Origin of the sequence: Nocardioides segetis (assembly GCF_051390595.1) — a bacterium.
Classification (GTDB): domain Bacteria; phylum Actinomycetota; class Actinomycetes; order Propionibacteriales; family Nocardioidaceae; genus Nocardioides.
On the sequence record NZ_JBNINR010000011.1, the window covers coordinates 120,032 to 143,187 of the forward strand.

Here is a 23,156-nt window from a genome sequence, read left to right on the forward strand (position 1 = left end):
TCCGGCGCCCCGACCCTCAGCGGCGGCGCCCGGACACCGACCACCCGCGGCCTCGATCTCGGGCGCAGCCGCCCCTTCGAACGGACCCCCCGAACCATGGGCACCCATCCCGAGGCACTCACCACCCTGGCGTCGGCATCGACCGCCGTGACCGCGGCCGGCCTCCTCCTGACGGCGCGGCCCTGGCAGGCCCGCCGCCGGCACCTCCGCGGCCCGGAACGGTCCTGGCCGAGCCGGTACGCCGGCGCGTCCGCACCGCGGATCCCGGCCCGGATGCGGTGGGCCCAGGCCGCCGTCGTCGCCGCGTTCGGGGCGCTCGGCGCCGCCGGACCCGCTCTGACGCTGGCGCTCACGCACGGCCGGCCGACGACGCCGACCACCGCGTCGGTCTTCCTCGTCTTCGCCCTCGGCCTCGGCGCGGCCGCGGCGGTGTGGGTCTGGGCGCATCGGCCGGCATCCGGTCAGGTACGCCGCGGGCGAGCGACGCCCCCGCACGCGCGCCCGGCGAGCGCACGGTCCGCGACCTACCTCCCGGCTGCCGCCCGCACGGCGCCCGGTCGGGACGCCGTGACGACCGTGGCGGGCGCGGACGGGACGCGGACCTGGTCGCTCGCGGGACTCAGCGGGCCAACCAGGCGGCGTACGCGTCGAACGAGAACGGCCGCCCGAGGAAGTCGGCGACCAGATCCGCGGCATTGCCTGCGCCGCCGGGGACCAGCACGCGGTCGCGGTAGCGGCGTGCCACCTCGGGTGCGAACAGGTCGGACTCGTCGAAGGCGCTGAACATGTCCTTCGCGATGACCAGCGACCACATGTAGGTGTAGTAGCCGGAGCTGTAGCCGCCGAGGTGACCGAAGCTGGCGAACATGTGGGTGCCGGGCAGGTAGGGCAGTGCGGCGTAGCGCTCCTGCAGCTCGATCATCCGGTCGGTCAGGTCGGGGGCCTGCGCGGCGGCACGGTCGGCGTGGAACCAGTACGACATCGCCGCGTAGAACATCTGGGTCCGCGCGTAGATGCCCTTGCCGTAGTCGTCGGCGGCCCGCATGGCGGCGACCAGCTCGGCGGGGATCGCCTCGCCCGCGGCGTCGGTGGCGAAGGTGCGCAGGACGTCGGCGTGCCAGGCCCACTCCTCCAGCATCTGGCTCGGCGCCTCGACGAAGTCCCACTCGGTGGCGACGCCGGCGAAGCGGAACCAGTCGCCGTGACCGCCGAGGACGTGGTGCAGCAGGTGGCCGAACTCGTGGAACAGCGTGACGACGTGGTCGTGCTCCATCAGCCCGCGGGAGAAGTTGCAGACCAGGACGCCCTCGGGCAGCTGCTCGCCGGCGACGCCGTCGGTGAGGGTGAACTGCGCCGCGTGCTTGTACTTGCCTTCGCGGGGATGCAGGTCGAGGTGGATCCGGCCGATCCGCCCGGACTCGCCCTCCCGAAAGACGTCGTAGACCGTCACGTCCTCGTGCCACACCGGGGCGTCCACACGCTCGTAGCGAAGTCCGAACAGCCGTCCGGTCACGTCGAGCAGGCCCTGGCGGACCTTGCCGAAGTCGAAGTACGCCCGCACCCGCTGGGAGTCGACGTCGTACTTCTCGGCGCGGACCAGCTCCGCATAGTGGTTGTAGTCGTAGCCGGGCACCTCCGCGGCGTCCGGGAAGTCACGGCGGTAGCGCTCGAGCAGCTGGTCGAGGTCGCGGCGCATCGGCTCGTCGGCCGCCTCGACGATCCGCTCGATGAACGCGGGGATCGCGGCCCCCTCGCCGATCATCTTGACGTCGGCGTCGTACGACGGCCAGTCGGCGTACCCGACCGTGGTGGCGAGCTCGTGGCGCAGCGTGAACAGCTCGGTGAGGAGCGGCTCCGTGGCGGGCCAGCCGCGGTCGAGGAACGCGACGGTCACCGCGCGACGCACGTCCTGGTCGCGGGCGAACATCCGCACCGGCACGGAGTCGGGGTAGTCGGTGGTGACCGTGACCATGCCCTCGTCGTCGACGGGATGGGCGGCCAGCCAGTCGTCCGGCATGCCGGCGAGCTGCTGCGGCGTGACCCGGACGGTGCGTACGTCGTCGCGGATGACCCGGCTGAACTCCTGGTCGAGCTCGGTGATGCGCTCGCGCACCTCCGCGATCCGGGCCCGGGTCGCCTCGTCCCGGTCGACGCCCGAACGGCGGAAGTCGTCGCGCACCTTGGCGAGCATCCGGGCCGCCTCCGGGTCGGCGGCGACCGCGGCCTCGTCGATCGCGGCGAACACGTCGTAGAGCGCCCGGTCCAGGCCCCAGGCGGTCGCGATCCGCTGCGCCTCCTGCTCGGCCGCGTCGGCGAGGTCGCGGACCTCCGCCGCAGGATGGACGTTGCCGAAGAGGGAGCCCGCGGCGGAGGCGTTGCCGAGATGGCCGGAGGCGCGGTCCCACTGCCGCAGCACCTCGACCGGGTCGGCGGGAGGAGTCGTCCGCAGCCCGTCGACCAGCGCCGTCGCTCGGCTCAGCTCGGCCTCGGTATAGGCCCGGAACCAGGTGGGCCAGTCGTCGGCGGAGCCGGGCAGGGCGAGCGGAGCGGTCGTCATGGCGCAAGCCTACGAGCGGCTCGATCCGGGTCCGCGCGCCGGAGGAGGCGTGTGGCGAAGCTGTGGACCGGTTCCGCCACCGTGCCGAGCTGTGGCGATCACGTGGGTGCGCTGCGGGCGCCGCGTGGAACTCCCGTGGATCGCCGACGAGCAGAGTTGACGACACCAGCGAAGCCAGCTCGCCACCGGGCGAGCGCCGATCTCAGGAGAACCACCGTCATGCGCATGTCCCGCAAGATCCTCGTCCCCCTCGCCACCCTCGCCGCCGCCGGTGCCATCGCCGTGGGCTCGGGTGCGACCTTCACGTCGCAGTCGGGCAACACGGTCAGTGCGGTCACCTCGGGCACGCTGGCGCAGGCGAACTCCAAGGACGGCGGCGCGATCTTCGACCTGACCAATCTCAAGCCCGGTGACACCCTCAACGGCACGCTCACACTGAGCAACACCGGGACCCTCCCCGCCTCGTTCAGCCTCACCGAGACGTCGTCCACCAACGGCTTCACCGGCGACAACCTCAGCCTGTCGATCTCCAACACGACGACCGGCACGACGGTCTACAGCGGCACGTTCGGCGGGCTGGTCGACGGCGCCAAGACCGACATCGGCGTCCTGCAGGCCGGCGTGGCCAACACCTTCCGGTTCACCGTCAAGCTGGCCGCGACCGCTCCGAACGCCGACCAGGGCAAGAGCGCGTCGGCCGCCTACCAGTGGGACTCGGTGCAGCTCAACGGCGACACCTACAACAGCTGACCCGCACCATCGGAGCGAGGAGCCGCGCACATGGCCGCACACCGCCGTCCCGCCCGCACCGGCGTACTCCTGCGAGCCGGTCGCGCCGCCGCCACCGGCGTGCTGAGCCTGGTCTCACTCGCCGCCTTGGCGTTCGTCCTGCCCTCGACCCTCGGCTACGAGCGCTATGTCATCACCGGCGGCTCGATGGCAGGGACCTACGACAAGGGCGCGGTGGTCTTCGAGCGCGCCGTCCCGGCGGCCGACCTGCGCGTGGGGGACGTCATCACCTATCAACCCCCGCCCGCGTCCGGGGTGAGCACGCTGGTGACCCACCGGATCATCGCGATCACCCGCGACGAGCAGGGCTTGCGAGTGCTGCGGACCCAGGGCGACGCGAACCCCGACCCCGATCCGTGGCGGTTCTCACTGACCGCCGACCAGCAGCCGGTCGCGGCGTTCTCCGTCCCGTATGTCGGCTACGGGCTCATCGCACTCGCCGACCGCGACACCCGGATGCTCCTCGTCGGGCTCCCGGCAGGACTCGTCGCCCTGCTCAGTCTCGGACAGCTGTTCGCGGCGCTGCGCACTCGTCCGGACCCGGCACTGGGGGGTCGGGTCCGGACCGCCTGACGGCCGGCGGCCGTCGGCCACGACGCCGGTCCCGCGCCCGGGGAGCGCGAGACCGGCGTCGTCGCCACTTCCCACCCGTCCCCTGCTTCCTTTTGTGGAGATCGCGTGTCCCGCACGTGGATCTCCGGTGGCGCCCCGCTGCGTAGCGTGGACACGTCACCAGCGTTCCCGACCCACCCGACTCCGGAGGACCCACGATGCGACGCAGCACCGCGCTCGGCCTGGCGCTGCTGAGCGCCTTCGGGACGCTGCTGATCCTCACGGCGACGACGATCCCCTCGTCGGCCACCTACGCGCGCTCCTCGTCCACCACCGCCACCGTGCGGGCCGCGGCCGACTGGACGCCTCCGGCCGTGAGCCTCGCCGACCCGGGAACCCCACTGCAGGGCGCGGTGACGCTCACCGCCTCGGTCACCGACGCCGAGTCTCCCGTCGCGTCGGTGGTCTTCCAATACCTCGCCCCCGGGTCGTCGAGCTGGGTGAGCGCCTGCACGGCCACGTCCGCACCATTCACCTGCTCCTGGAACACCCGCGCCGGCGCCGACGGCGGCTACGAGCTGCGGGCGCGCGCCACCAACGGCGCCGGATACACCGGGATCTCCGAGGCGGTCGCCACGACGGTGGCCAACAACGTCCTCGTGGTGCTGAGCCCACCGGGCGACGTCGTCCGGGGCAGCGTGTCGCTGAGGACCACCGTTCACAACGACGGCCTCCTCCCGTGGGCCGTCACGGTGCAGTACACCACCAGCGGCGGCAGCGCCTGGAAGACGCTGTGCTCCGGCCTGAGCACGCCCTTCGCCTGCACGTGGTCGACGACCGCGTTCGGCAACGAGTCCTACGACCTGCGCGCGGTGGCCACCTCCGGACTCACCTCGGCCACCTCGGCCGTCGTGAGCGACGTCCTCGTCGACAACACCGCGCCGACGGTGACGATGACCGATCCGGGCTCGCCGCTGAGCGGCATCGCCGCCTTCTCGGCCACCGCGACGGACTCGGCCTCAGGCGTCCAACAGGTGGTGCTGCAGTACGCCGCGGCCGGCGGGGCCTACCAGACCCTGTGCACCGTGACCGGGGAGCCGTACACCTGCCGTCACAGCACGACCTCCCTCGCCGACGGGACCTACACCTTCCGCGCCGTCGCCACCGATGTCGCAGGCAACACGGCGACATCGGCGCCCATCGGGCCGCGGATCGTGGACAACACGGTCTCCTCGGTCTCCCTCGACGACCCCGGCTCGTTCCTGTCGGGCAAGGTCACCGTGAGCGCCCAGGCGAACTCCACCGCCGGCGTCACCTCGGTCCGCCTTCAGTACGCCGCGGCCGGCACCTCCGCCTGGACCGACCTGTGCACCGGAACCACCGCTCCGTACGTGTGCGTCTGGGACACCACCACCGTCGCCAACGGCGCCTACGACCTGCGCGCCGTCCTCCTCGACGGGCGCGGTGCGACGACGGCCTCGGCGGTCGCGACGGCACGGAAGGTCGACAACAGTCGGCTCCGCGCGGTCGACGTGCAGACGAGCAACGGCGACGGGACCCACGGCCGGCTCGACGCCGGCGACACCCTCACACTGACCTACAGCGAGACCGTCGCCCTGGGCACGGTCAGCCCGGGCTGGACCGGCAACGCACTGCCCGTGACCGTGCGCCTGCGCGACGGCAACCTGATCGGGGGTTCCGGCCGCTCCGACGGTCTCGACGTGCTGCGCAACGGTGCTGCGGTCCAGCTCGGCTCGGTCGCCCTGCGCGAGGACTACGTGAAGAGCCGCAAGAGCGTGCAGCTCAACGCAACCATGACCGCCACGACGCTCACCTCCGACGGGGTCGAGCGCACGGTGATCACCCTGACGCTCGGAACCGTGGCCAGCGGCAGCGGCCTGCGCACCGTCGCGGCGGCGTCGAGCATCACGTGGACGCCCTCCGCCGCCGTCGTGGCCGCCGGCGGAGGGGCGTGCGCGGCGACCCCGGTCACCGAGTCCGGCCCCCTGGACCGGGAGTTCTGATGAGCCCACCGACGACCGCGTCCCGGTCGGCCGCCGCGCTCACCGGCGTACTCGGCGCGTGCCAGCTGTGGTCGGCGTCCGGCGGCACCCATGCATCGATGACGGCCGCCGTACTCGCCCCGCTGACCCTGTTCGCGGCGTTCGCGCTGGCCCGCCGCAACTGCCTGGAGGCACGCCTGGCCAGTGTCCTGGCGGTCACCGCCCCGCTCCTGCTGACCATCCTCTCGATCAGCATCGGCCTTCCCGGGCAGTCGCGCCATCCGTTCGGCGCGGCCGCGCTGGTCGGGCTGCTGGTTCCCTTCGCCGTCCTGGTCGCCGTCGACGCGGATCGCCGACGGCGAACCCGCCGGGTCGGGTCCGCCGTCCTCTCCGCGGGGTCGCCCTATGCTCGGTGAGTGCCCGTGCACCTGCTGATCGTCGAGGACGACGACGCCATCGCCGCCCCGCTCCTGCGCGCCGTCCAGCGCGAGGGCTACACCGTCGAGCGGGTGGCGACCGGGCAGGCGGCGCTCGATCGGGTCGCGGCCGCGACGGTCGACCTCGTCCTCCTGGACCTCGGCCTCCCCGACATGGACGGCCTCGACGTCTGCCGCCAGCTGCGCGCCGACGGCTTCACCGGCGGCATCGTCATCCTCACCGCGCGCGCCGGCGAGCTCGACCGTGTCGTGGGTCTCGACGTCGGCGCCGACGACTACCTGGCCAAGCCGTTCAGCCTGTCCGAGCTGCTCGCACGGGTGCGCGCCCTCTTGCGCCGCTCGCACCGACCGACGGTCGTCGCGGGCACGGACGACCAGCGGGAGCCCGGCCCGGCGCCGAGCCCCCGGCCGGGCGCAGCGGGCCCGCAGGCCGGCGCCGCCGAACGGTTCCGCGTCGACCGCGGCGCCCGGCGGACCTGGGTGGCCGAGAACGAGATCGTGCTCACCGCCAAGGAGTTCGATGTTCTGGCGATGCTCGACGACCAGCGAGGCAGCGTCGTCACTCGCGAGGACCTGATGGCCCGCGTGTGGGACGAGAACTGGTTCGGCTCCACCAAGACCCTCGACACGACGGTCGGTCGGCTCCGGCAGAAGCTCCAGGACGCCCACGCGCCGATCCGACTCGAGACCGTGCGCGGGGTCGGCTTCCGACTGGAGGACACCGCCGGCGATGCGTGAACGGCTGGTCCTCGCGTTCGTCGGGCTCACCGTGGCCGTCATCGGCCTGTACGGCGTGCCGCGTGCCTACTTCCTTGCCGACCTCGTCCGCGACCAGGCCCGCACGGGTCTGGTCGGAACGGCGGAGGTCCTCGAGACGCTGGTCGAGGAGCGCACCCGGCGCGGTGGTCGGGTCGACGTCGAGCTGCTCCGCGCCGGTCTGGTCTCCGCCGACCGCGTCGAGCTCGACCGAGCATCGGGTCCCGACCTGAGTGTCGGGCGCACCGACGGCGCCGACGGCGGCATCAGGGTCGACCGGACCCTGGACGACGGCAGCACCCTGCGGCTGAGCGTGTCGGGCGCATCGGTCGGCCAGAGCATCCGCGAAGCCCTCCTGCCGCTCGTCCTCCTCGGCCTCGCTCTCGCGCTGGGCGCGGCGGTGCTCGGATTCGTCCTGGCCCGCCGCCTGTCGCGGCCCTTCCAGGAGCTCGCCGGGCTCTCCCGGGACCTCGGCCACGGTCGCTTCGACATCGAGGTGCCGGACTACGCCGTGCCCGAGGCCGACGCCATCGCCGACTCGCTGCGCGGCGCCGCGAGTCGACTCGACGAGCTGGTGCGCCGCGAGCGCGAGTTCGCCGCGAACGCCTCCCACCAGTTGCGGACCCCCATCACGGCGCTGCGCCTCGGCCTGGAGGACCTCACGTTGTGGTCGGAGACGGCTCCTCCGGTCGCCGCCGAGCTGGAGCGCGGCATCAGGGAGCTCGACCGGCTCAGCGCGGCGATCGACGAGCTGCTCGCGCTCGCGCGCGGCCGGCAGGTCGACGCTCAGCAGGAGATCGATGTCGCTGCCCTGGTGCGCGCCAGCGCGACCCGCTGGTCCCGGCGACTGGCCACAGAGTCGCGGGAGATCACCGTGCGGCAGGTGGGACGGCGCTCGCGCTCGCGGGTTCCCGCCGGCGCCGTCGAACAGGTGCTGGACGTGCTGGTCGACAACGCGCGCGGTCACGGTCGGGGCACGATCACGGTGGAGGTCCGCGACGCCGGGACCCATCTCGAGATCGGGGTGGAGGACGAAGGGAGGCTCCGACTCGGGCCGGAGGTGTTCCGGCGCGGCGTCAGCACCGGGGCCGAGGGCTCGGAGGGCATCGGCCTGGCGGTCGCCTCCGAGCTGGCCGAGGCGTGCGGCGGCCACCTGTCCGTCGACACGACGGCCGCCACCACGCGGTTCGTGCTGTGGCTCCCGCTCCGCGACCGCGACGTCACCCGACCGGACCGCGTCCCCGACCGAGAAGGCCCCCTCAGCGCGGGGTGAGGGTGAGCGTGCCCTCGACCCTGTCCCAGTCGGACGGGGTGTTCTGCTCCCCGACCCAGCCGACCACCCGGTAGGTGTCGCCGAGGGCGCTGCTGGCGACCCGGGTCAGCTCGATGGAGCTGACGTCGAGCACCGTGCCGCCGGTGGTCGTGGTCGACGGGTCGCACGGGAACTGGCCGTGCCCGGTCCGCGTGGTGGTCGCGGTCCAGTCGGCGCGCAGCGACAGCCCGACCCGCAGCCCGCCCAGGTCGGTGCGGGTGAAGCGGGCGTTGATGTCGTCGTTGAAGCGGTCGCCGGCGTACCTCAGCGTCCCGCCGCCGGCCTCGCCGCGCTCCAGCTCGATGCGGCAGTTGTCCGACTCCTCGAGAGCGACCACCGAGCCGGCCCGCTCGTAGGTGCTGCCGGTGCTGGCGAACGTCGGGTTGTGGGGGTTGCCGTCGACGGCCATCGAGATCGACACCGATGCCGTGTGCTGCCAGGTCTCGGTCCGTCCGGTGGTCGGGTCGGTGCGCTCGCCCTCGTCGAGGAAGGTGAGCCGGCCGACGAGGTCGGCATGCAGGGCGGCGTCGACGTCCACCGGCGCCTTGGAGGCGCGGCAGTTGTTGCGCTCCTTGGTCTCCTTGACCTTGCCGGTCGCGTCCGCGCAGGCGACCACCCAGTACGTGCCGCTGGCTCCCACGGGGACGTGGACGTTGCCGCTGACCGTGCGCTTCTTGCGCGCCTTGACCTTCCTCACCGGCACCTCGCCGGCGGCCAGGTCGTCGGCACTCCGCGCGCGGTCCCGGGAGAGGTAGAAGCGCAGTGCACTCCGCTTGGCGCCCTTGCGGCCCTTGTTGGCCACGGTGGCGCCGAGGTGGAAGGAGCTGCCGTGCTTGACGGAGGCCGGTGGCGTGCCGACCGCGGCGACGACGAGGTCCGCCCGCTGGGGCGCCGCGAACGCTCCGGGGGCCGTCCCGACGGTCATCAGGGACGCCCCGAGCACCGCGCTCGCGGCCAGGGTTGCGGTACGTCGAATCTGCATCTTCTCGTTCTCCTCCGTGTCGGTGCTGAGAACGTGTTCAAGAAGTCCTGGCCGTCGCGAGCGTCGCATCCGTCGAGCGCCTCGCAAGGCGCAGATGCGACGGCGGTCTGGTTGCACCATCGAGCATCTGCAACGCCGCGAGGCGCCGACGGGGCGGCGCGCAGCAGGTCAGGAGCTTCTTGAACACGTTCTGGGCGGACCGACCATCCCGGATCGGATGACCCGGGCAGCAGAGGTCGAGGTCCCCCATCTCCCGGGACGGTGGGACCGGGCCGTCCGGCGAGACCCGGGGCTCAGCCCGGTGCGAGCTGGCCGCGCTTACGGGCGAGGTACGCGCGCTCGGCCACGTTGTCGCAGACCGCCAGCGCGGCGTCGTACTCGGCCCGGGCGTCGGCGCTGCGCCCGAGCCGCCGCAGGAGCTCGGCGCGGGTGGCGTGCCAGGCGTGGTAGCCGTCGAGCGGCAGCCGGTCGACGATCGCCAGCGCCACCTCCGGTCCGTCGAGCTCCGCGACCGCGACCGCCCGGTTGAGCGCCACGATCGGGGACGGGTCGAGCCGCGCGAGCTGGTCGTAGAGCGCGACGACCTGGGACCAGTCGGTCGCCGCGGCGGTGGGGGCGTCGGTGTGGACCGCGTTGACCGCGGCGAGGATCTGGTAGCGGCCGGGACGGTTGGCAGCGAGGCACTGGCGGACCAACTGGTGCCCCTCGGCGATCAGTCCGCGGTCCCAGCCGCCGCGGTCCTGCTCGTCGAGCGGCACCAGCTCGCCGGCGCGGACCCGGACCGGGCGCCGGGCCTCGGTGAGGAGCAGCATCGCGAGCAGGCCGGTCGCCTCGAGGTCCGCGGGCAGCAGCTGGTGGAGGATCCGGGCCAGCCGGATCGCCTCACCGGTCAGCTCCTCGCGGACCGGCTCACCGTCGCCGGAGGAGAGGTAGCCCTCGTTGAAGATCAGCAGGAGTACGGCGAGCACCGCGCCGACGCGCGCGGGCAGGTCCTCGGCCTCGGGGACCCGGTAGGGGATGTTCGCGCCCTTGATCTTGGCCTTCGCGCGAGTGATCCGCTGCGCCATCGTCGTCTCCTGGACCAGGAACGCGCTGGCGATCTCCGCGACGGTGAGGCCGCCGAGGAGGCGCAGGGTGAGAGCGATGCGTGCCTCCGGCGCGAGGGCCGGGTGACAGCAGGTGAAGATCAGCCGGAGGCGGTCGTCCTCGATGACGCCGGTCGGCTCGTGCGGGGTGTCGTCCTCGATCATGATCGCGGCCTGGTGCTTGCTCGTCCGGAGCTTCTCGCGGCGGAGCCGGTCGATCGCCCGGTTGCCGGCGGTGGTGGTGAGCCACGCGCCGGGGTTGGGCGGCACACCGTCCCTCGGCCACTTCTCGAGGGCGGCGACGAGCGCCTCCCCGGCCGCGTCCTCGGCGAGATCGATGTCACCGAAGCGGCGGACCAGGGAGGCGATCAGCCGGCCGTACTCGTCGCGGAAGATCCGCTCGACGGCAGACCCGGGGTCGTCCGTCACGCCTCGGCCGGGGGCTCGGCCTGGAACGGACGGACCTCGACCTTGCCCTGGCAGGCCTTCGACCCGGCGGCGGCGTACTTCAGGGCGGCGTCGAGGTCGGGCACCTCGATGACCCAGAAGCCGCCCACGTGCTCCTTGGTCTCCAGATAGGGACCGTCGGTGAAGACCGGGGTGTCGCCCTGCGCGTCCACGACCGTCGCGGTCTCGGCGCCCTCGAGGCCGCCGGCGAACACCCAGACACCGTCGGTGCGCAGCTGCTCGTTGAAGCGCTCGACCGCGGCGAACATCTCGGGCCACTGGTCCTCGGGGACCTTGGCGTACTCCTCCTCGTTGCCGTGCACGGACAGCAGGTACTGCGTCATGGGATTCTCCTGGGTCTCGATCGGTGCGGGGCGGTCCCGATGACCGCCGCTCACCCCTTCCACGAACGGGGGACGCGGGATACGACAGCCTGCCACGGACTTTCTCATCGGCGGCGGGGGCTGGGCGTGCGCGGCGTCCGGCAGCTGCAACTATCTGTTGTTGCCACTACCTCACCGGTCTACCGGTACGCCAGTGGCAACAACAGGTAGTTACAGCCAGCCGAGTCGACCCGCGCCTGCGGGGAGCCGGTGCACGCAAACTCAAGCCAGGCGCTCGGTGAGGTGGACCTCGACCGTGTCGCCGGCCTGCTTGCCGGACTCCACCCGCAGTGCGTGGGCGACCGGCAGCTTGTGGGTGCCGTCGCCCAGCGCCATGAAGGAGGTCTCGAAGGGCGCGCCGTCGACCGTGCCGCGCACCTTGACCCGGCCGCGGGTGCCGAAGCGCGTCACGGACTCGGGCCAGATGACATAGGTCCAGCCGCCCTTGGCGTCGCTCTGGCGGAGGGTCTCGGTGAAGGTGATGTCGAGCGGACCGACGCCGCTCTGCTCCTGGGTGCTCATGGACGTGTCGACCGTCGCACCGGGCTCGATTCATCGTCCGGCGCGCGTGGTCCCTAGCCTGGGCCGGTGAGTCTTCGCGGGATGCTGGCGGACACCCGCCCGTTGCGGGATCCGCACTTCCGGCGGCTGTGGACCGCCAACATCATCACCGTCGTCGGGGCCCAGCTCACCGTGGTGGCGGTCCCGGCCCAGATCTACGCCGACACCGGCTCGTCGGCGTACGTCGGCCTCACCGGCGTCTTCGGCCTGGTCCCCCTCGTCGTGTTCGGCCTGTGGGGCGGCGCCCTCGCCGACCACTTCGACCGGCGCACGATCCTGATGATCACGACCGCCGGCCTGATCGGCACCGCCGCGCTGTTCTGGCTCCAGGCCGCGCTGGACGTGGGCAACGTGTGGCTGCTCCTCGGCCTGTTCGCCGTGCAGCAGGGCTTCTTCGCCGTCAACCAGCCCACCCGGGCGGCCGTGCTGCCGCGGCTGCTCGGCCCCGAGCTGCTGCCTGCGGCGAACTCGCTGAACATGACCGTGATGCAGGCGGGCGCGATCGGCGGCCCGCTCATCGCCGGCGTCCTGATCCCCTTCACCGGCTTCTCGTGGCTCTACCTCGCGGACGCGGTGTGCCTGCTCGCGACGCTGTGGGCCGTGATCCGGCTCCCCGCCCTGCCGGTCGAGGGCATCGCCAGCGGTACGCCGGGCCTGCGGTCGGTCATCGAGGGCATCGCGTACCTGCGGGGCCAGCCGGTGCTGATGATGTCCTTCATCGTCGACATCATCGCGATGGTCTTCGGCATGCCGCGGGCGCTGTTCCCCGAGATCGCGCACGAGAGCTTCCTCGGCCCCGAGGAGGGCGGACTGGCGTTCGCGCTGCTCTTCGCCGGCATCCCCATCGGCGCGGTGCTCGGCGGCGTCTTCTCCGGCTGGGTCTCGCGCATCACCGCCCAGGGCCGCGCCGTCGTGTGGTGCATCGTGGTGTGGGGCCTGGCCATGGTCGGCTTCGGCCTGGCGGTGTTCGCCGCCGACTCCCTCCCCGGCCCGGCCCGCGGCTGGCTCGTCGTCGCCGTCCTCATGCTCGTCGTCGGCGGCGCCGCCGACATGGCCTCGGCCGCGTTCCGCACCTCGATGCTCCAGACCGCGGCCGCGGACGAGGTCCGTGGCCGGCTGCAGGGCATCTTCATCGTCGTGGTGGCCGGTGGTCCGCGGATCGCCGACGTCGCCCACGGCGCCACTGCGGCCATGGTCGGCACGGCTGCCGCGGCGGCAGGAGGCGGCGTACTCGTCGTCGTGCTGGTGGTCGTCGCCGCGCTCGCCGTCCCTTCATTTGTGCGCTACCGCGTGACAAGAACTAACTGAGTCGGGGCTCCGGACCGGCGTTGGCCTGATTTCGGTCGGCTCCGGTGATTAACGTTCCCGCCCGTGCACATCGCGCCCTCCACCTACACCGCCGCCGCCTGGTCGGTGTGGGGCAAGTCCGCCGACTTCGACGGCAGCTCCTGGATGCCCCTGGTCCGGCATCTCGAGGACTCCGCGGACGTGGCGGCGCTGGTCTGGCGCTGGCTCCCCATCCATACCCGGGAGGTGATCGACGCGGCGCTGCCCGACGGCGCTCGCGACGGATGCCGGCTGCTCCAGTGGTTGGCCGGGATCCACGACATCGGCAAATGCTCGCCGCCGTTCGCCGCGAAGGTGCCGGCGCTCGGCGACCGGATGCGCGAGCACGGGCTGGTGCTGCCCCGGGACTCGACCGAGTTCGGCAAGGCTCCGCACGGGCTGGTCGGGTATGTCGTCCTGGAGAGGTGGCTACGCGAACGGCGTGGGTTCGGCCTCCGCCCGGCCCGCTCGCAGGCGGTGGTCGTCGGCGGTCACCACGGCGTACCTCCGACGGGCGCACAGGTGAGCCGCCTGCGCGAGCGTCCACATCTGGTCGGCGAGGGCCGGTGGGTCGAGGTCCAGGACGAGATCCTGGAAGCCACGGCGCGGCGGCTCGAGCTCGACGACCTGCTCGCCGCCTGGGCCGAGTGCGTACTGCCCGCGCCGGTGCAGGCGCTGCTGACGGGCGCGGTGATCGTCTCCGACTGGCTGGCCTCCAACACTGAGCTCTTCCCCTTCGGGGAGTGCGCCGGGCAGGAGGCGCGGGCCGACCGCGCCTGGCAGGAGCTCGACCTGCCGGCGCCCTGGGAGGCGTCGCTGCCGGGGGACGCGTCTGTCGCGCTCCTGGCCCGCCGGTTCCCCCACCTGGCCGCCTTCACGCCACGACCGGTCCAGTCGATGGCGCTCTCCGCCGCGACCTCGGCCGAGGAGCCGCGGCTCGTCATCGTGGAGGCGGCGATGGGAGCCGGGAAGACCGAGGCGGCGCTGCTGGCGGCCGAGGTCCTGGCGGCCAAGTTCGGCTGCGGCGGCGTCTACGTCGCGCTGCCCACCATGGCGACCTCCGACGCCATGTTCCGGCGGGTCCTCCGGTGGATCGCCCGGCTCGACCAGACCGGCGCCACCAGCACCCACCTCGCGCACGGCAAGGCCGGTCTCAATGAGGACTACCGGTTCTTGGTAGAGCAGCAGCGGATGAGTCCTGTCTACGACGACCAGGTCCGCCCCCAGGAGGCCGAGGCCCAGGTCCGCTCCTGGCTCTCGGGCCGCAAGAAGGGCGTGCTGGCCAACATGGTGGTCGGCACCATCGACCAGTTGCTGTTCACCGCGCTCCAGGCCAAGCACCTCGCGCTGCGGCACCTCGCCTTCGCCGGCAAGGTCGTGATCATCGACGAGGCGCACGCCGCGGACGACTACATGCGGACCTACCTGGTCCGGGCACTGGAGTGGCTGGCGGCCTACCGCGTGCCGGTGATCCTGATGTCGGCGACGCTGCCGCACAGCCAGCGCCAGGAGCTGGCCGACGCCTACCGTCGCGGCTGCGGAGCAGTGCCGGTCGCCGTACCCGAGGACGCGCCGTACCCGGCGGTGACCACCGTCGACCGCAACGGCCTGGCACTGGTTCCCTCTCCCGACGACGCGGCTCCGGAGGCGGAACGCACTGTCGAGATGGTCTGTCTCGACGACGAGCTCGACTCCTTGGGCTCCATGCTCGCGGGGCAGTTGGCCGACGGCGGCTGTGCGGCGGTCATCCGCAACACCGTCGGACGTGCCCAGGACACCGCCCGCTTCCTGCGGGAGCGCTTCCCCGATCTCGATGTCGTGCTGATCCACTCCCGGTTCGTCGCGACGCACCGGGCAGAGCGCGAGGCCTCGCTGCGCGACGCCCTCGGCCCCGATCCGGCGCAGCGACCGGCGCGGCAGGTGGTCGTCGGCACCCAGGTCCTTGAGCAGTCGCTGGACCTCGACTTCGACCTGATGGTCACCGATCTCGCTCCGGTCGACCTCGTGCTGCAGCGCGTCGGCCGCCTCCATCGACACCGCCGCGGCGCCGACGAGACGGACCGCCCTGCCCTGCTGCGCGCGCCCCGGCTCTACCTGACCGGCGTCCAGGGCTGGCAGGAGAGCGGCGTACCCGCCCCGGCCGGCGGCAGCCGGGCCGTCTATCCGCTCAGCCTGCTGCTGCGCAGTGCCGCCGTCCTCGGCATCGGGCCCGACCGGCCGACCACGCTGACCCTGCCGACCGACATCCGTCCGCTGGTGGAGCGGGCCTACCTCTTCAATGAGGTGCCGGGACCGGAGTCGTGGCGCCCCGATGTGGACGAGGCGGACCAGGACCACCTGCGCAAGATCGGCGAGCAACGCCGCAAGGCGGACGATTACCGGATCCGCGAGGTCGAGCACACCGCCGACCTCCGCGGCTGGCTGGAGTACGGCGACTCGTCCGAGGCCGAGGACGCGCGCTCGGCCGGCGCCAGCCGGGTCCGCGACAGCGAGGACGGACTCGAGGTGATCGTCGTCCAGCGCCGCGCCGACGGCGAGATCGTCTGTCTCGAGGACGGCAGCCCGTACGCCGGCCGGCTCGCCGTCCACCTCCAGGGCCCGCCGCCCAGCGATGTCGCCCGCGCCCTCGCCGCCACCACCGTCCGGCTGCCGCTGCAGCTGACCAACGAGCGCCAGTTCGACGCCACGCTGAGCGCGCTGGAGGCACAGGCGCACGCCGGCTGGCAGGAGTCGCACTGGTTGGCCGGACAGCTGGCGCTGCATCTCGACGACGAGTGGCGAGCCGAGCTCGCGGGGTTCGCTATCACCTACAACACGGAGCTGGGGCTGATCGTGACTCGGGCTGCTGACTGATTGCGTTCTCGCCGCGATCTCACCATACTTGTATGGGCAGAGGTGCGAGGTTCTGTCATGCGACTCACAACATGCCGTCCCAGGTTCCGCGACCTTCCTCAAAGGCAACAACCTTCGTTCCGCTCCGCGACAGGCTCCGACCATGGCGGAAAGCAGGGGAACACTCGGGTTCGATCTGACAGCAGCCGGGTGGATCACTGTCGCCGACGCGGACAACGCGCTGCGCGACGTCTCCTTGCGCGACGTGCTCACCCGCGCACACGAGTTCCAGGGACTTGGTGGCGAGCTTCCGACACAGGCGATCGCGGTGCTCCGTCTGCTGCTCGCCGTGGTGAGACGTGCCTACCCCGGCGCGCGGACACCGGACGACTGGGCGGTCCTCTGGGGAAACGGGCGCTTCGACGCCGACACGATCGACAGCTATCTCGACCGGCACGCGGATCGTTTCGACCTGGTGCACCCAGGGGCCCCGTTCTTCCAGGTCGCCGGACTGCACACAGCCAAGGGAGAGATAACGGAGCTCGCCCGCCTGATCGCTGATGTCCCGAACGGGCGCCAGTACTTCACTACCCGGGCCGGCAAGGCCGTCACGTCGATGACTTACGCGGAGGCGGCGCGTTGGCTCGTTCACGCCCAGGCCTTCGACGTCTCCGGCATCAAGTCCGGGGCCGTCGGCGACGACAGGGTCAAAGGCGGGAAGGGGTATCCGATCGGCACCGGCTGGTGCGGCTGGCTGGGACTGGTCGTCGTGGAGGGCGCCAACCTGTTCGAGACCCTCATGCTCAACCTGCCGCTCGATCCCGCGTGGGGCGAGGACGACCTGCCGGTGTGGGAGCGTCCGCCGCAGGGACCCGGGGTCGAGGTCCGGCCGCAGGCACCCACGGGACCGTCGGACCTGTGCACCTGGCAGAGCCGCCGGATCCGCCTCGGCCACGACGGCGAGCGGGTGACCGGGGTGCTCATCGCCAACGGCGATCCGCTCCATCCGCGCGATCAGTTCCGGGCCGAAACGATGACCGGCTGGCGACGCAGCGAGGCGCAGGAGAAGGCATTGAAGAGCCCCGATCCCATCTACATGCCCCGCGCCCACGTTCCGGATCGAGCGGTCTGGCGGGGCCTGGGGAGCCTGCTGGCAGTCACCGACGGCGGTGCCTCCACCCGGGCCGGGCGCTGGCTGGAGTGGCTCTCCGAGTTGAAGGAGGAGGGGATCCTGCCGCCGGCGTACTCGCTCCGAATCCGGACGGTCGGGATGCACTACGGCGCGCAGAGCTCGGTGATCGACGACATCACCGATGACGTGCTGCCACTGAGTCTGGCGGTGCTCTCGGATCCGAAGGTGAAGGCACTCGCCATCGACGCGGTCACCGACGTCGACGCAGCAGTCCGGGCGCTGGGCCAGTTCGCGGACGAGCTGGCCCGGGCCTCGGGCGCCCGCGACCTCGGCGCCCATCATCGAACCGAAGCCCGCGAGCAGGGGTACGCAGCGCTCGACGCGCCGTACCGCGCCTGGGTGCGGACACTCTCCGTCGACACCGATCGTGACGCTGCTCGGGAAGCCTGGCAGCGGCAGGTCCGCCGCGAGGTCGTCGCGGTGATGCGCCAGCTGCTCGACAGCGCCAGTCCCGCCGCGTGGTCCGGCGTGCTGATCGACAACGACGTACGGCGGCCGCTCAACGCCGCGACCGCGACCAACTGGTTCTACCTCAACCTCGCCAAGGCGCTGCCGCTCACGCGGCAGCCCACAGAAGGAGCGACGTCATGACCGAGACGCCCCCGACGATCTCCTGGAGCGAGAGGAGTGTGCTCCTCGAACAGTTCGTCCAGGCTCAGGCAGCCCGGCTGTGGAAGGGCTACGAGGCCGACCGCGGGAGCGTCGTCGCGGAACTCGCTCGTCTACGCCGGGCTCTCCCCCGAGGAGGAGTAACCCCACCCGAGGCCTGGGAGATCCTGGCGCGCGACTTCCCCGACGAGCTGCGCGGGCGCGGCGATGCCCCCTCTGCTGATGAGTTGGCAGCCACCTCGGCACTCGCGTTCTTCGCGCTGCACCAGCAGTCGAAGCGCAGGCAGTCGATGCATCGTCGCGACGAGAAGAACCGGCTCGGGCGCGCTGCGCACGCGCTGATGCTGCGCAGCGACTCCGGCGGCGTACAACGCCGGGTGCAGGCGCTCGTCCGAGCCGGCTCCCTCGACGCGGTCCTCGAGCACCTGCGGGCCCTCATCACGCAGCTTCGCTCCGAGGAGATCCCCCTCGACTACGCGCGGCTCGCGGTCGACCTGCGAGACGTCCAGCACCCGGGCCGCATCCACCGCGCCCGCGAGCGCTGGAGCCGCGACTTTCACCGCCCCATCCCGTCCACCGCGACCGACGACTCGTCAGACCAGACCGACCCGACCGTAGGAGAGAACGACGCATGACCACCTTCATCGACATCCACGTGCTCCAGACGGTCCCGTCGAGCAATATCAACCGTGACGACACCGGCCGTCCGAAGACGGGCATCTTCGGCGGGTTCACCCGGGCACGGGTCAGCTCCCAGGCCTGGAAGCGCGCCACGCGCAAGGACTTCGCGCGCTACCTGCCCGACAGCGAACGCGGCGTCCGCACCCGACGGATCATCGCCGACCTGACCGAGCAGATCCGGGCCATCGACAAGTCCATCGAGCAGGCCGAGGCGATCGAACTCGCCAAGAGCGTCATGGGCACCGCCGGCATCAAGTTCAAGGCGGCCCGCAAGAAGAAGGGCGAGGAGGAGGGCGACCCGTTCGACCTGAGCGAGTACCTGCTGTTCGTCAGCAACCAGCAGGTGCAGAACCTCGCCCAGCTCGCGGTCGACAGCCGGACCGGCACCGTCGACAAGTCCGCCGCCAAGCGGGCGATCGACAGCCATCATGGCATCGAGGTCGCGCTCTTCGGCCGGATGGTCGCCGACGACGCCTCGATCAACGTCGATGCGTCCGTCCAGGTCGCGCATGCGCTGGGCACGCACGCGGTGGAGCCGGAGTACGACTACTACACCGCCGTCGACGACCGGAACACCGAGGCCGACCCCGCTGCCGGAATGATCGGTGTCATCGAGTTCAACTCGAGCACGCTGTACCGCTACGCGACCATCAACCTCGGCCAGTTGCGCGAGAACCTGGGCGATGACGAACTCGCGGCACGCGCTGTCGAGGCCTTCGTCCGGTCGTTCGTGGTGAGCATGCCGACCGGCAAGCAGAACACCTTCGCCAACGGCACCCTGCCCGAGGCCGTCGTGGTCCAGTTCCGCGACGGGCGTCCGGTCAACCTGGTCGGCGCCTTCGAGGACCCGGTGCGGCCCGACGACAACGACGCGATCTCCACGCAGTCCGCGAAGCGGCTGGCGAAGCGCGCGGCCGAGATCGACGCCAACTACAGCATGGAGCCGTCGGCCAGCTACGTGCTGGCCGGCAACGACGCGGTCCGCGAGGCGCTCGGGTCCACCGGTGAGGTGCTGGGGCTCGACCCGCTCGTCGCCGCGGTCAAGGACCGTGCCCGGGCCGTGCTGGGGACGCTCGAGTGACCGTCCTGCTGCTCCGGCTCGACGGCCCCCTGCAGGCGTGGGGCGACGCGAGCCGCTTCGTCAAGAGACACACCCGCACCGAGCCGACGAAGAGCGGCGTCATCGGGCTGCTCGCGGCGGCACAGGGGCGCCGTCGTACCGATCCGATCGAGGATCTCGCGGCGCTGCGCTTCGGAGTGCGGGTGGATCAGCGGGGGCGGCTGGTGCGCGACTTCCAGACCGCGATCCGCCGCAGCTCCGGGAAGCCCGAGTCGATGCCGCTGTCGTACCGCTACTACTTGGCGGACGCGGCCTTCGTCGCTGGAGTCGAGGGCGATCGGAGCCTGCTGGAGGGATTGGCGACGGCGATCGAGGCGCCGGTCTTCCCGCTCTACCTGGGTCGTCGCGCCTGTCCGCCCTCCGAGCACGGGGTCAGCCTCGGGCTACACGAATCCGGCCTCGAGGAGGCATTGAGGACCGCTGACTGGCTGGCGCGTCCCTGGTATCGCCGCCAGCAGGGCCGGACGGTCCATCTGGAGTTGGTCCTGGACGCCACTCCGGGCGAGCCGGACACCGAGACCGTCCGCGACGTACCGATCAGCTTCTCGCCGGTACGACGCGAGTACGGCTGGCGCGACGTCCACCGTGCCCAACCGGTCGAGATGGACAACCCGGAGGGGCGTTCCGATCTCGACTTCTTCGCCGCGCTCGGAGGGGCCTGATGTACCTCACCCGGATGTACCTCAACCCCGCCCGGCGGGGCACGCGGGCGCTGGTCGGCTCGCCGCAGAAGATGCATGCGGCTGTGCTGTCCGCGTTCCCGCCCGGCACGCCGACCGAGACGGAGAACGGCCGGGTGCTCTGGCGTCTCGACGTCGGCAAGACGCACGAGCTGACGCTGCTGATCTCCAGCCCGGCCAAGCCGGATCTGGCCCACGTGGTCGAGCAGGCCGGCTGGCCGACCGGCCAGGACCACTGGCAGTCGGCCCCACTGTCGCGGCTGACCGACCGGCTGGAGACGGGGCAGACTTGGGCCTTCCGGCTCACCGCGAATCCGGTCCGGAGCGTTGCGCAGGGCTCGGGCCGCGGGAAGAGGGTCGGCCACGCCACGGTGCAGCATCAGCTGGAGTGGCTGGTCGAGCGCAGCGCGGACTGGGGCTTCGACATCGGCGGCCACGACGGGACCCTCACGGCGGATGTCGTGACGCGCCGCGGCCTGTCCTTCGAGCGGCGTAGTGACGGCGACCGGCGACAGGTCACGCTCACCACCGCCACGTACGAGGGGACGTTGGCCGTCTCGGATCCGGCACTCCTCCGGCGGTCCATGGGGCACGGCCTGGGGAGGGCCAAGGGCTACGGCTGCGGCCTGCTGACGCTGGCACCGCGGCCATGAAGGAGATCCCCGGGCCGGCGCCGGTCGACATCTCCGAGCTGGTCCGGGCGCAGGACCGGCTGAGCTTCGTCTATCTCGAGCGCTGCGTGATCCACCGCGAGGGCAACGCGATCACCGCGATGGACGAGCGCGGGACGATGCACATCCCGGCCGCGACCCTCGGTGCGTTGCTGCTGGGGCCGGGCACCAATGTCAGCCACCAGGCCATGGTGCTGCTCGCGGAGAGCGGGGCCACCGCCGTATGGATCGGCGAACGCGGTGTGCGGTACTACGCCCACGGCCGCGGGCTCGCCCAGTCGTCCCGCCTCCTGGAGGCGCAGGCCGCGGCCGTCACCAACCAGTCCTCGCGCCTGCGGGTCGCTCGTGCCATGTACGGCATGCGCTTCCCTGACGAGGACGTGTCGACCTCCACCATGCAGCAGCTGCGCGGCCGTGAGGGTGCTCGCGTCCGCGCTCTGTACCGCGAGCACTCCGAACGGACCGGCGTCGCGTGGAGCAAGCGGGACTACGACGTGAAGGACTTCGCCGGCGGATCAGCCATCAACCAGGCACTGTCGGCGGCGACCACGTGCCTGTACGGCATCAGCCACGCCGTGATCGTCGCCCTCGGCTGCTCTCCCGGCTTGGGCTTCGTCCACAACGGGCACGCGCGCTCCTTCGTCTTCGACATCGCGGACCTCTACAAGGCGGAGATCGCGATCCCCGTGGCCTTCGACGTCGCCGCCGACGATCCCGAGGACATCCCCGGTGAGACCCGGCGCGCAGTCCGCGACGCCGTGCAGGATGGCCGGATCCTCGCCCGCTGCAGCCGGGACATCCGACGCCTCTTGCTGCCGGACGCGGATGACGACGGTCAGGACTGGAACGTGGTCCAGCTGTGGGACGGCGGCTCTCGTAACGTGGCCGGCGGGATGTCGTACGACGTCGACGTGCCGTGGTAGTGCTGGTTCTGACGGCCTGCCCGGCCGGCCTCCGTGGCCATCTGACTCGCTGGCTTCTCGAAGTGAGCCCCGGCGTCTTCGTCGGGAGGATCTCCGCTCGAGTCCGTGACCTGATGTGGGATCGCGTGCTCGAGCTGTGCAAGGACGGCCGGGCGATCATGATCTTCAGCTCGGACACCGAGCAGGGCATGTCCTTCCGGGTGCACCGCCACGACTGGCAGGTGGTCGACGTCGATGGCCTGTCACTCATGCTTCGGCCGCAGGAGCCTGGCAGTCAGCCGGAACTCCGCCCCGGGTGGAGCAGTGTCGCTCGCGCCAGGCGGGCACGTCGGCGAAAGTGAATTCGGACCCCGGTCGCGGCGGGTATCGTCGCAGGTCAGCAAGTGTCCGCCCCGCGCCAGCGGGGATGAGCCCACCGAGGTTGCCGCGTCCGTCGCCGGTGGCACGTCCGCCCCGCGCCAGCGGGGATGAGCCCGACGAGCGGAACTTGAAGCGGATCAGCGGCATGTCCGCCCCGCGCCAGCGGGGATGAGCCAAGACCATGCGCGGTCGGGGCCGGTGGCGGATCGTCCGCCCCGCGCCAGCGGGGATGAGCCCAGGCGGGCCGGCGCCACGGGCTCGACCTCGGCGTCCGCCCCGCGCCAGCGGGGATGAGCCCCCTCCCCAACGTCACCGTCGGCTCTCTGCCGGGTCCGCCCCGCGCCAGCGGGGATGAGCCCAACGGAGGCAAGCCATGACCTGGCGCACCGCAGTCCGCCCCGCGCCAGCGGGGATGAGCCCCGACACCTGTCCGAAGCCGACTACCACCGCGAGTCCGCCCCGCGCCAGCGGGGATGAGCCCCTCCTGCGTCTGCTTCGGCATGTCCATCACCCGTCCGCCCCGCGCCAGCGGGGATGAGCCCGGGTTCACGATCGCCGCCGATGGCTCGGTGTCGTCCGCCCCGCGCCAGCGGGGATGAGCCCGGAGCCGGCCAGGTCGTCCGTGGGTCCGGCTGGTCCGCCCCGCGCCAGCGGGGATGAGCCCCCCTAGACTTGCGGGCTTTCAGCGGAGCAGTGGTCCGCCCCGCGCCAGCGGGGATGAGCCCTTCCTCGCCGACGGGTTCGTGGTTCACAACACGTCCGCCCCGCGCCAGCGGGGATGAGCCCCTCACGGGTCGCCCCTTCGAGGACCTGTTCGAGTCAGTTGAGTCCCCGATAGTGGTGTAGCGCGGTCGCCGAGATCGTCACCGGCGTGTACGTCGGACGAAGACGCGGCCAC

At 71.9% G+C, this 23,156-nt stretch carries 20 protein-coding genes and 1 CRISPR repeat array; of the genes, 15 read left to right on the forward strand and 5 right to left on the reverse strand.

Annotated features, from left to right (window positions below; genetic code table 11):
* Positions 1-619 precede the first annotated feature (619 nt).
* The gene (locus ACPZVR_RS18350) at positions 620-2,557 is read right to left on the reverse strand and encodes a M3 family metallopeptidase (RefSeq protein ID WP_436701125.1); all 1,938 of its coding nucleotides are present in this window, start codon (positions 2,555-2,557) and stop codon (positions 620-622) included.
* A 225-nt stretch (positions 2,558-2,782) separates the two neighbouring features.
* Between ACPZVR_RS18350 and ACPZVR_RS18355 the strand changes: the two genes are divergently transcribed.
* The 6 genes from ACPZVR_RS18355 to ACPZVR_RS18380 all read left to right on the forward strand — a co-directional run bounded on the left by ACPZVR_RS18355 (position 2,783) and on the right by ACPZVR_RS18380 (position 8,367).
* The gene (locus ACPZVR_RS18355) at positions 2,783-3,307 is read left to right on the forward strand and encodes a TasA family protein (protein WP_436701126.1); all 525 of its coding nucleotides are present in this window, start codon (positions 2,783-2,785) and stop codon (positions 3,305-3,307) included.
* Between the two features lie 30 nt (positions 3,308-3,337).
* Positions 3,338-3,919, forward strand: coding sequence for a signal peptidase I (locus ACPZVR_RS18360; protein WP_436701127.1), 582 nt, complete (start codon positions 3,338-3,340; stop codon positions 3,917-3,919).
* A 197-nt stretch (positions 3,920-4,116) separates the two neighbouring features.
* Positions 4,117-5,922 (forward strand): Ig-like domain-containing protein, encoded by a 1,806-nt coding sequence (locus ACPZVR_RS18365; protein WP_436701128.1) that lies wholly within the window; start codon positions 4,117-4,119, stop codon positions 5,920-5,922.
* Positions 5,922-6,317, forward strand: coding sequence for a hypothetical protein (locus ACPZVR_RS18370; protein WP_436701129.1), 396 nt, complete (start codon positions 5,922-5,924; stop codon positions 6,315-6,317). The genes ACPZVR_RS18365 and ACPZVR_RS18370 overlap by 1 nt, the downstream gene beginning before the upstream one ends.
* Positions 6,318-7,076, forward strand: a complete 759-nt coding sequence (locus tag ACPZVR_RS18375) for a response regulator transcription factor (protein ID WP_436701130.1) — start codon at positions 6,318-6,320, stop codon at positions 7,074-7,076. It begins immediately after the preceding gene.
* Positions 7,069-8,367, forward strand: a complete 1,299-nt coding sequence (locus ACPZVR_RS18380) for a sensor histidine kinase (RefSeq protein ID WP_436701131.1) — start codon at positions 7,069-7,071, stop codon at positions 8,365-8,367. The genes ACPZVR_RS18375 and ACPZVR_RS18380 overlap by 8 nt, the downstream gene beginning before the upstream one ends.
* On the opposite strand, the gene ACPZVR_RS18385 is transcribed toward ACPZVR_RS18380, so the two are convergent.
* The 4 genes from ACPZVR_RS18385 to ACPZVR_RS18400 all read right to left on the reverse strand — a co-directional run bounded on the left by ACPZVR_RS18385 (position 8,354) and on the right by ACPZVR_RS18400 (position 11,825).
* A complete protein-coding gene (locus tag ACPZVR_RS18385) occupies positions 8,354-9,388 on the reverse strand; it encodes a CARDB domain-containing protein (RefSeq protein WP_436701132.1) in 1,035 nt (344 codons plus the stop codon). The genes ACPZVR_RS18380 and ACPZVR_RS18385 overlap by 14 nt on opposite strands.
* Positions 9,389-9,681: 293 nt before the next feature.
* Positions 9,682-10,902 (reverse strand): RNA polymerase sigma factor, encoded by a 1,221-nt coding sequence (locus ACPZVR_RS18390; protein ID WP_436701133.1) that lies wholly within the window; start codon positions 10,900-10,902, stop codon positions 9,682-9,684.
* Complete coding sequence (locus ACPZVR_RS18395; protein ID WP_436701134.1) at positions 10,899-11,264, reverse strand: YciI family protein; 366 nt, start codon at positions 11,262-11,264, stop codon at positions 10,899-10,901. The genes ACPZVR_RS18390 and ACPZVR_RS18395 overlap by 4 nt, the downstream gene beginning before the upstream one ends.
* Before the next feature lie 261 nt (positions 11,265-11,525).
* A complete protein-coding gene (locus tag ACPZVR_RS18400) occupies positions 11,526-11,825 on the reverse strand; it encodes a DUF1905 domain-containing protein (RefSeq protein ID WP_436701135.1) in 300 nt (99 codons plus the stop codon).
* A gap of 66 nt (positions 11,826-11,891) precedes the next feature.
* Here ACPZVR_RS18400 and ACPZVR_RS18405 point away from each other — a divergent pair, with 66 nt between their 5' ends.
* From ACPZVR_RS18405 to cas2e, 9 genes are all read left to right on the forward strand, one after another.
* Positions 11,892-13,172, forward strand: coding sequence for an MFS transporter (locus ACPZVR_RS18405; RefSeq protein WP_436701136.1), 1,281 nt, complete (start codon positions 11,892-11,894; stop codon positions 13,170-13,172).
* 63 nt (positions 13,173-13,235) lie between these two features.
* Positions 13,236-16,043 (forward strand): CRISPR-associated helicase Cas3', encoded by a 2,808-nt coding sequence (gene cas3, locus ACPZVR_RS18410; protein ID WP_436701137.1) that lies wholly within the window; start codon positions 13,236-13,238, stop codon positions 16,041-16,043.
* 28 nt (positions 16,044-16,071) lie between these two features.
* The gene (gene casA, locus ACPZVR_RS18415) at positions 16,072-17,805 is read left to right on the forward strand and encodes a type I-E CRISPR-associated protein Cse1/CasA (protein ID WP_436701138.1); all 1,734 of its coding nucleotides are present in this window, start codon (positions 16,072-16,074) and stop codon (positions 17,803-17,805) included.
* Positions 17,802-18,458, forward strand: coding sequence for a type I-E CRISPR-associated protein Cse2/CasB (casB, locus tag ACPZVR_RS18420; RefSeq protein WP_436701139.1), 657 nt, complete (start codon positions 17,802-17,804; stop codon positions 18,456-18,458). Before casA ends, casB begins: the two co-directional genes overlap by 4 nt.
* Complete coding sequence (gene cas7e / locus ACPZVR_RS18425; protein ID WP_436701140.1) at positions 18,455-19,585, forward strand: type I-E CRISPR-associated protein Cas7/Cse4/CasC; 1,131 nt, start codon at positions 18,455-18,457, stop codon at positions 19,583-19,585. Before casB ends, cas7e begins: the two co-directional genes overlap by 4 nt.
* Positions 19,582-20,286 (forward strand): type I-E CRISPR-associated protein Cas5/CasD, encoded by a 705-nt coding sequence (cas5e, locus tag ACPZVR_RS18430; RefSeq protein WP_436701141.1) that lies wholly within the window; start codon positions 19,582-19,584, stop codon positions 20,284-20,286. The genes cas7e and cas5e overlap by 4 nt, the downstream gene beginning before the upstream one ends.
* Positions 20,286-20,957, forward strand: a complete 672-nt coding sequence (gene cas6e, locus ACPZVR_RS18435) for a type I-E CRISPR-associated protein Cas6/Cse3/CasE (RefSeq protein WP_436701142.1) — start codon at positions 20,286-20,288, stop codon at positions 20,955-20,957. The genes cas5e and cas6e overlap by 1 nt, the downstream gene beginning before the upstream one ends.
* Positions 20,954-21,898, forward strand: coding sequence for a type I-E CRISPR-associated endonuclease Cas1e (gene cas1e / locus ACPZVR_RS18440; protein ID WP_436701143.1), 945 nt, complete (start codon positions 20,954-20,956; stop codon positions 21,896-21,898). The genes cas6e and cas1e overlap by 4 nt, the downstream gene beginning before the upstream one ends.
* Positions 21,892-22,239, forward strand: coding sequence for a type I-E CRISPR-associated endoribonuclease Cas2e (cas2e, locus tag ACPZVR_RS18445; RefSeq protein WP_436701144.1), 348 nt, complete (start codon positions 21,892-21,894; stop codon positions 22,237-22,239). Before cas1e ends, cas2e begins: the two co-directional genes overlap by 7 nt.
* A gap of 44 nt (positions 22,240-22,283) precedes the next feature.
* Positions 22,284-23,044: a CRISPR direct-repeat array (repeat unit 29 nt; unit sequence GTCCGCCCCGCGCCAGCGGGGATGAGCCC).
* The last annotated feature ends 112 nt before the right edge of the window (positions 23,045-23,156 follow it).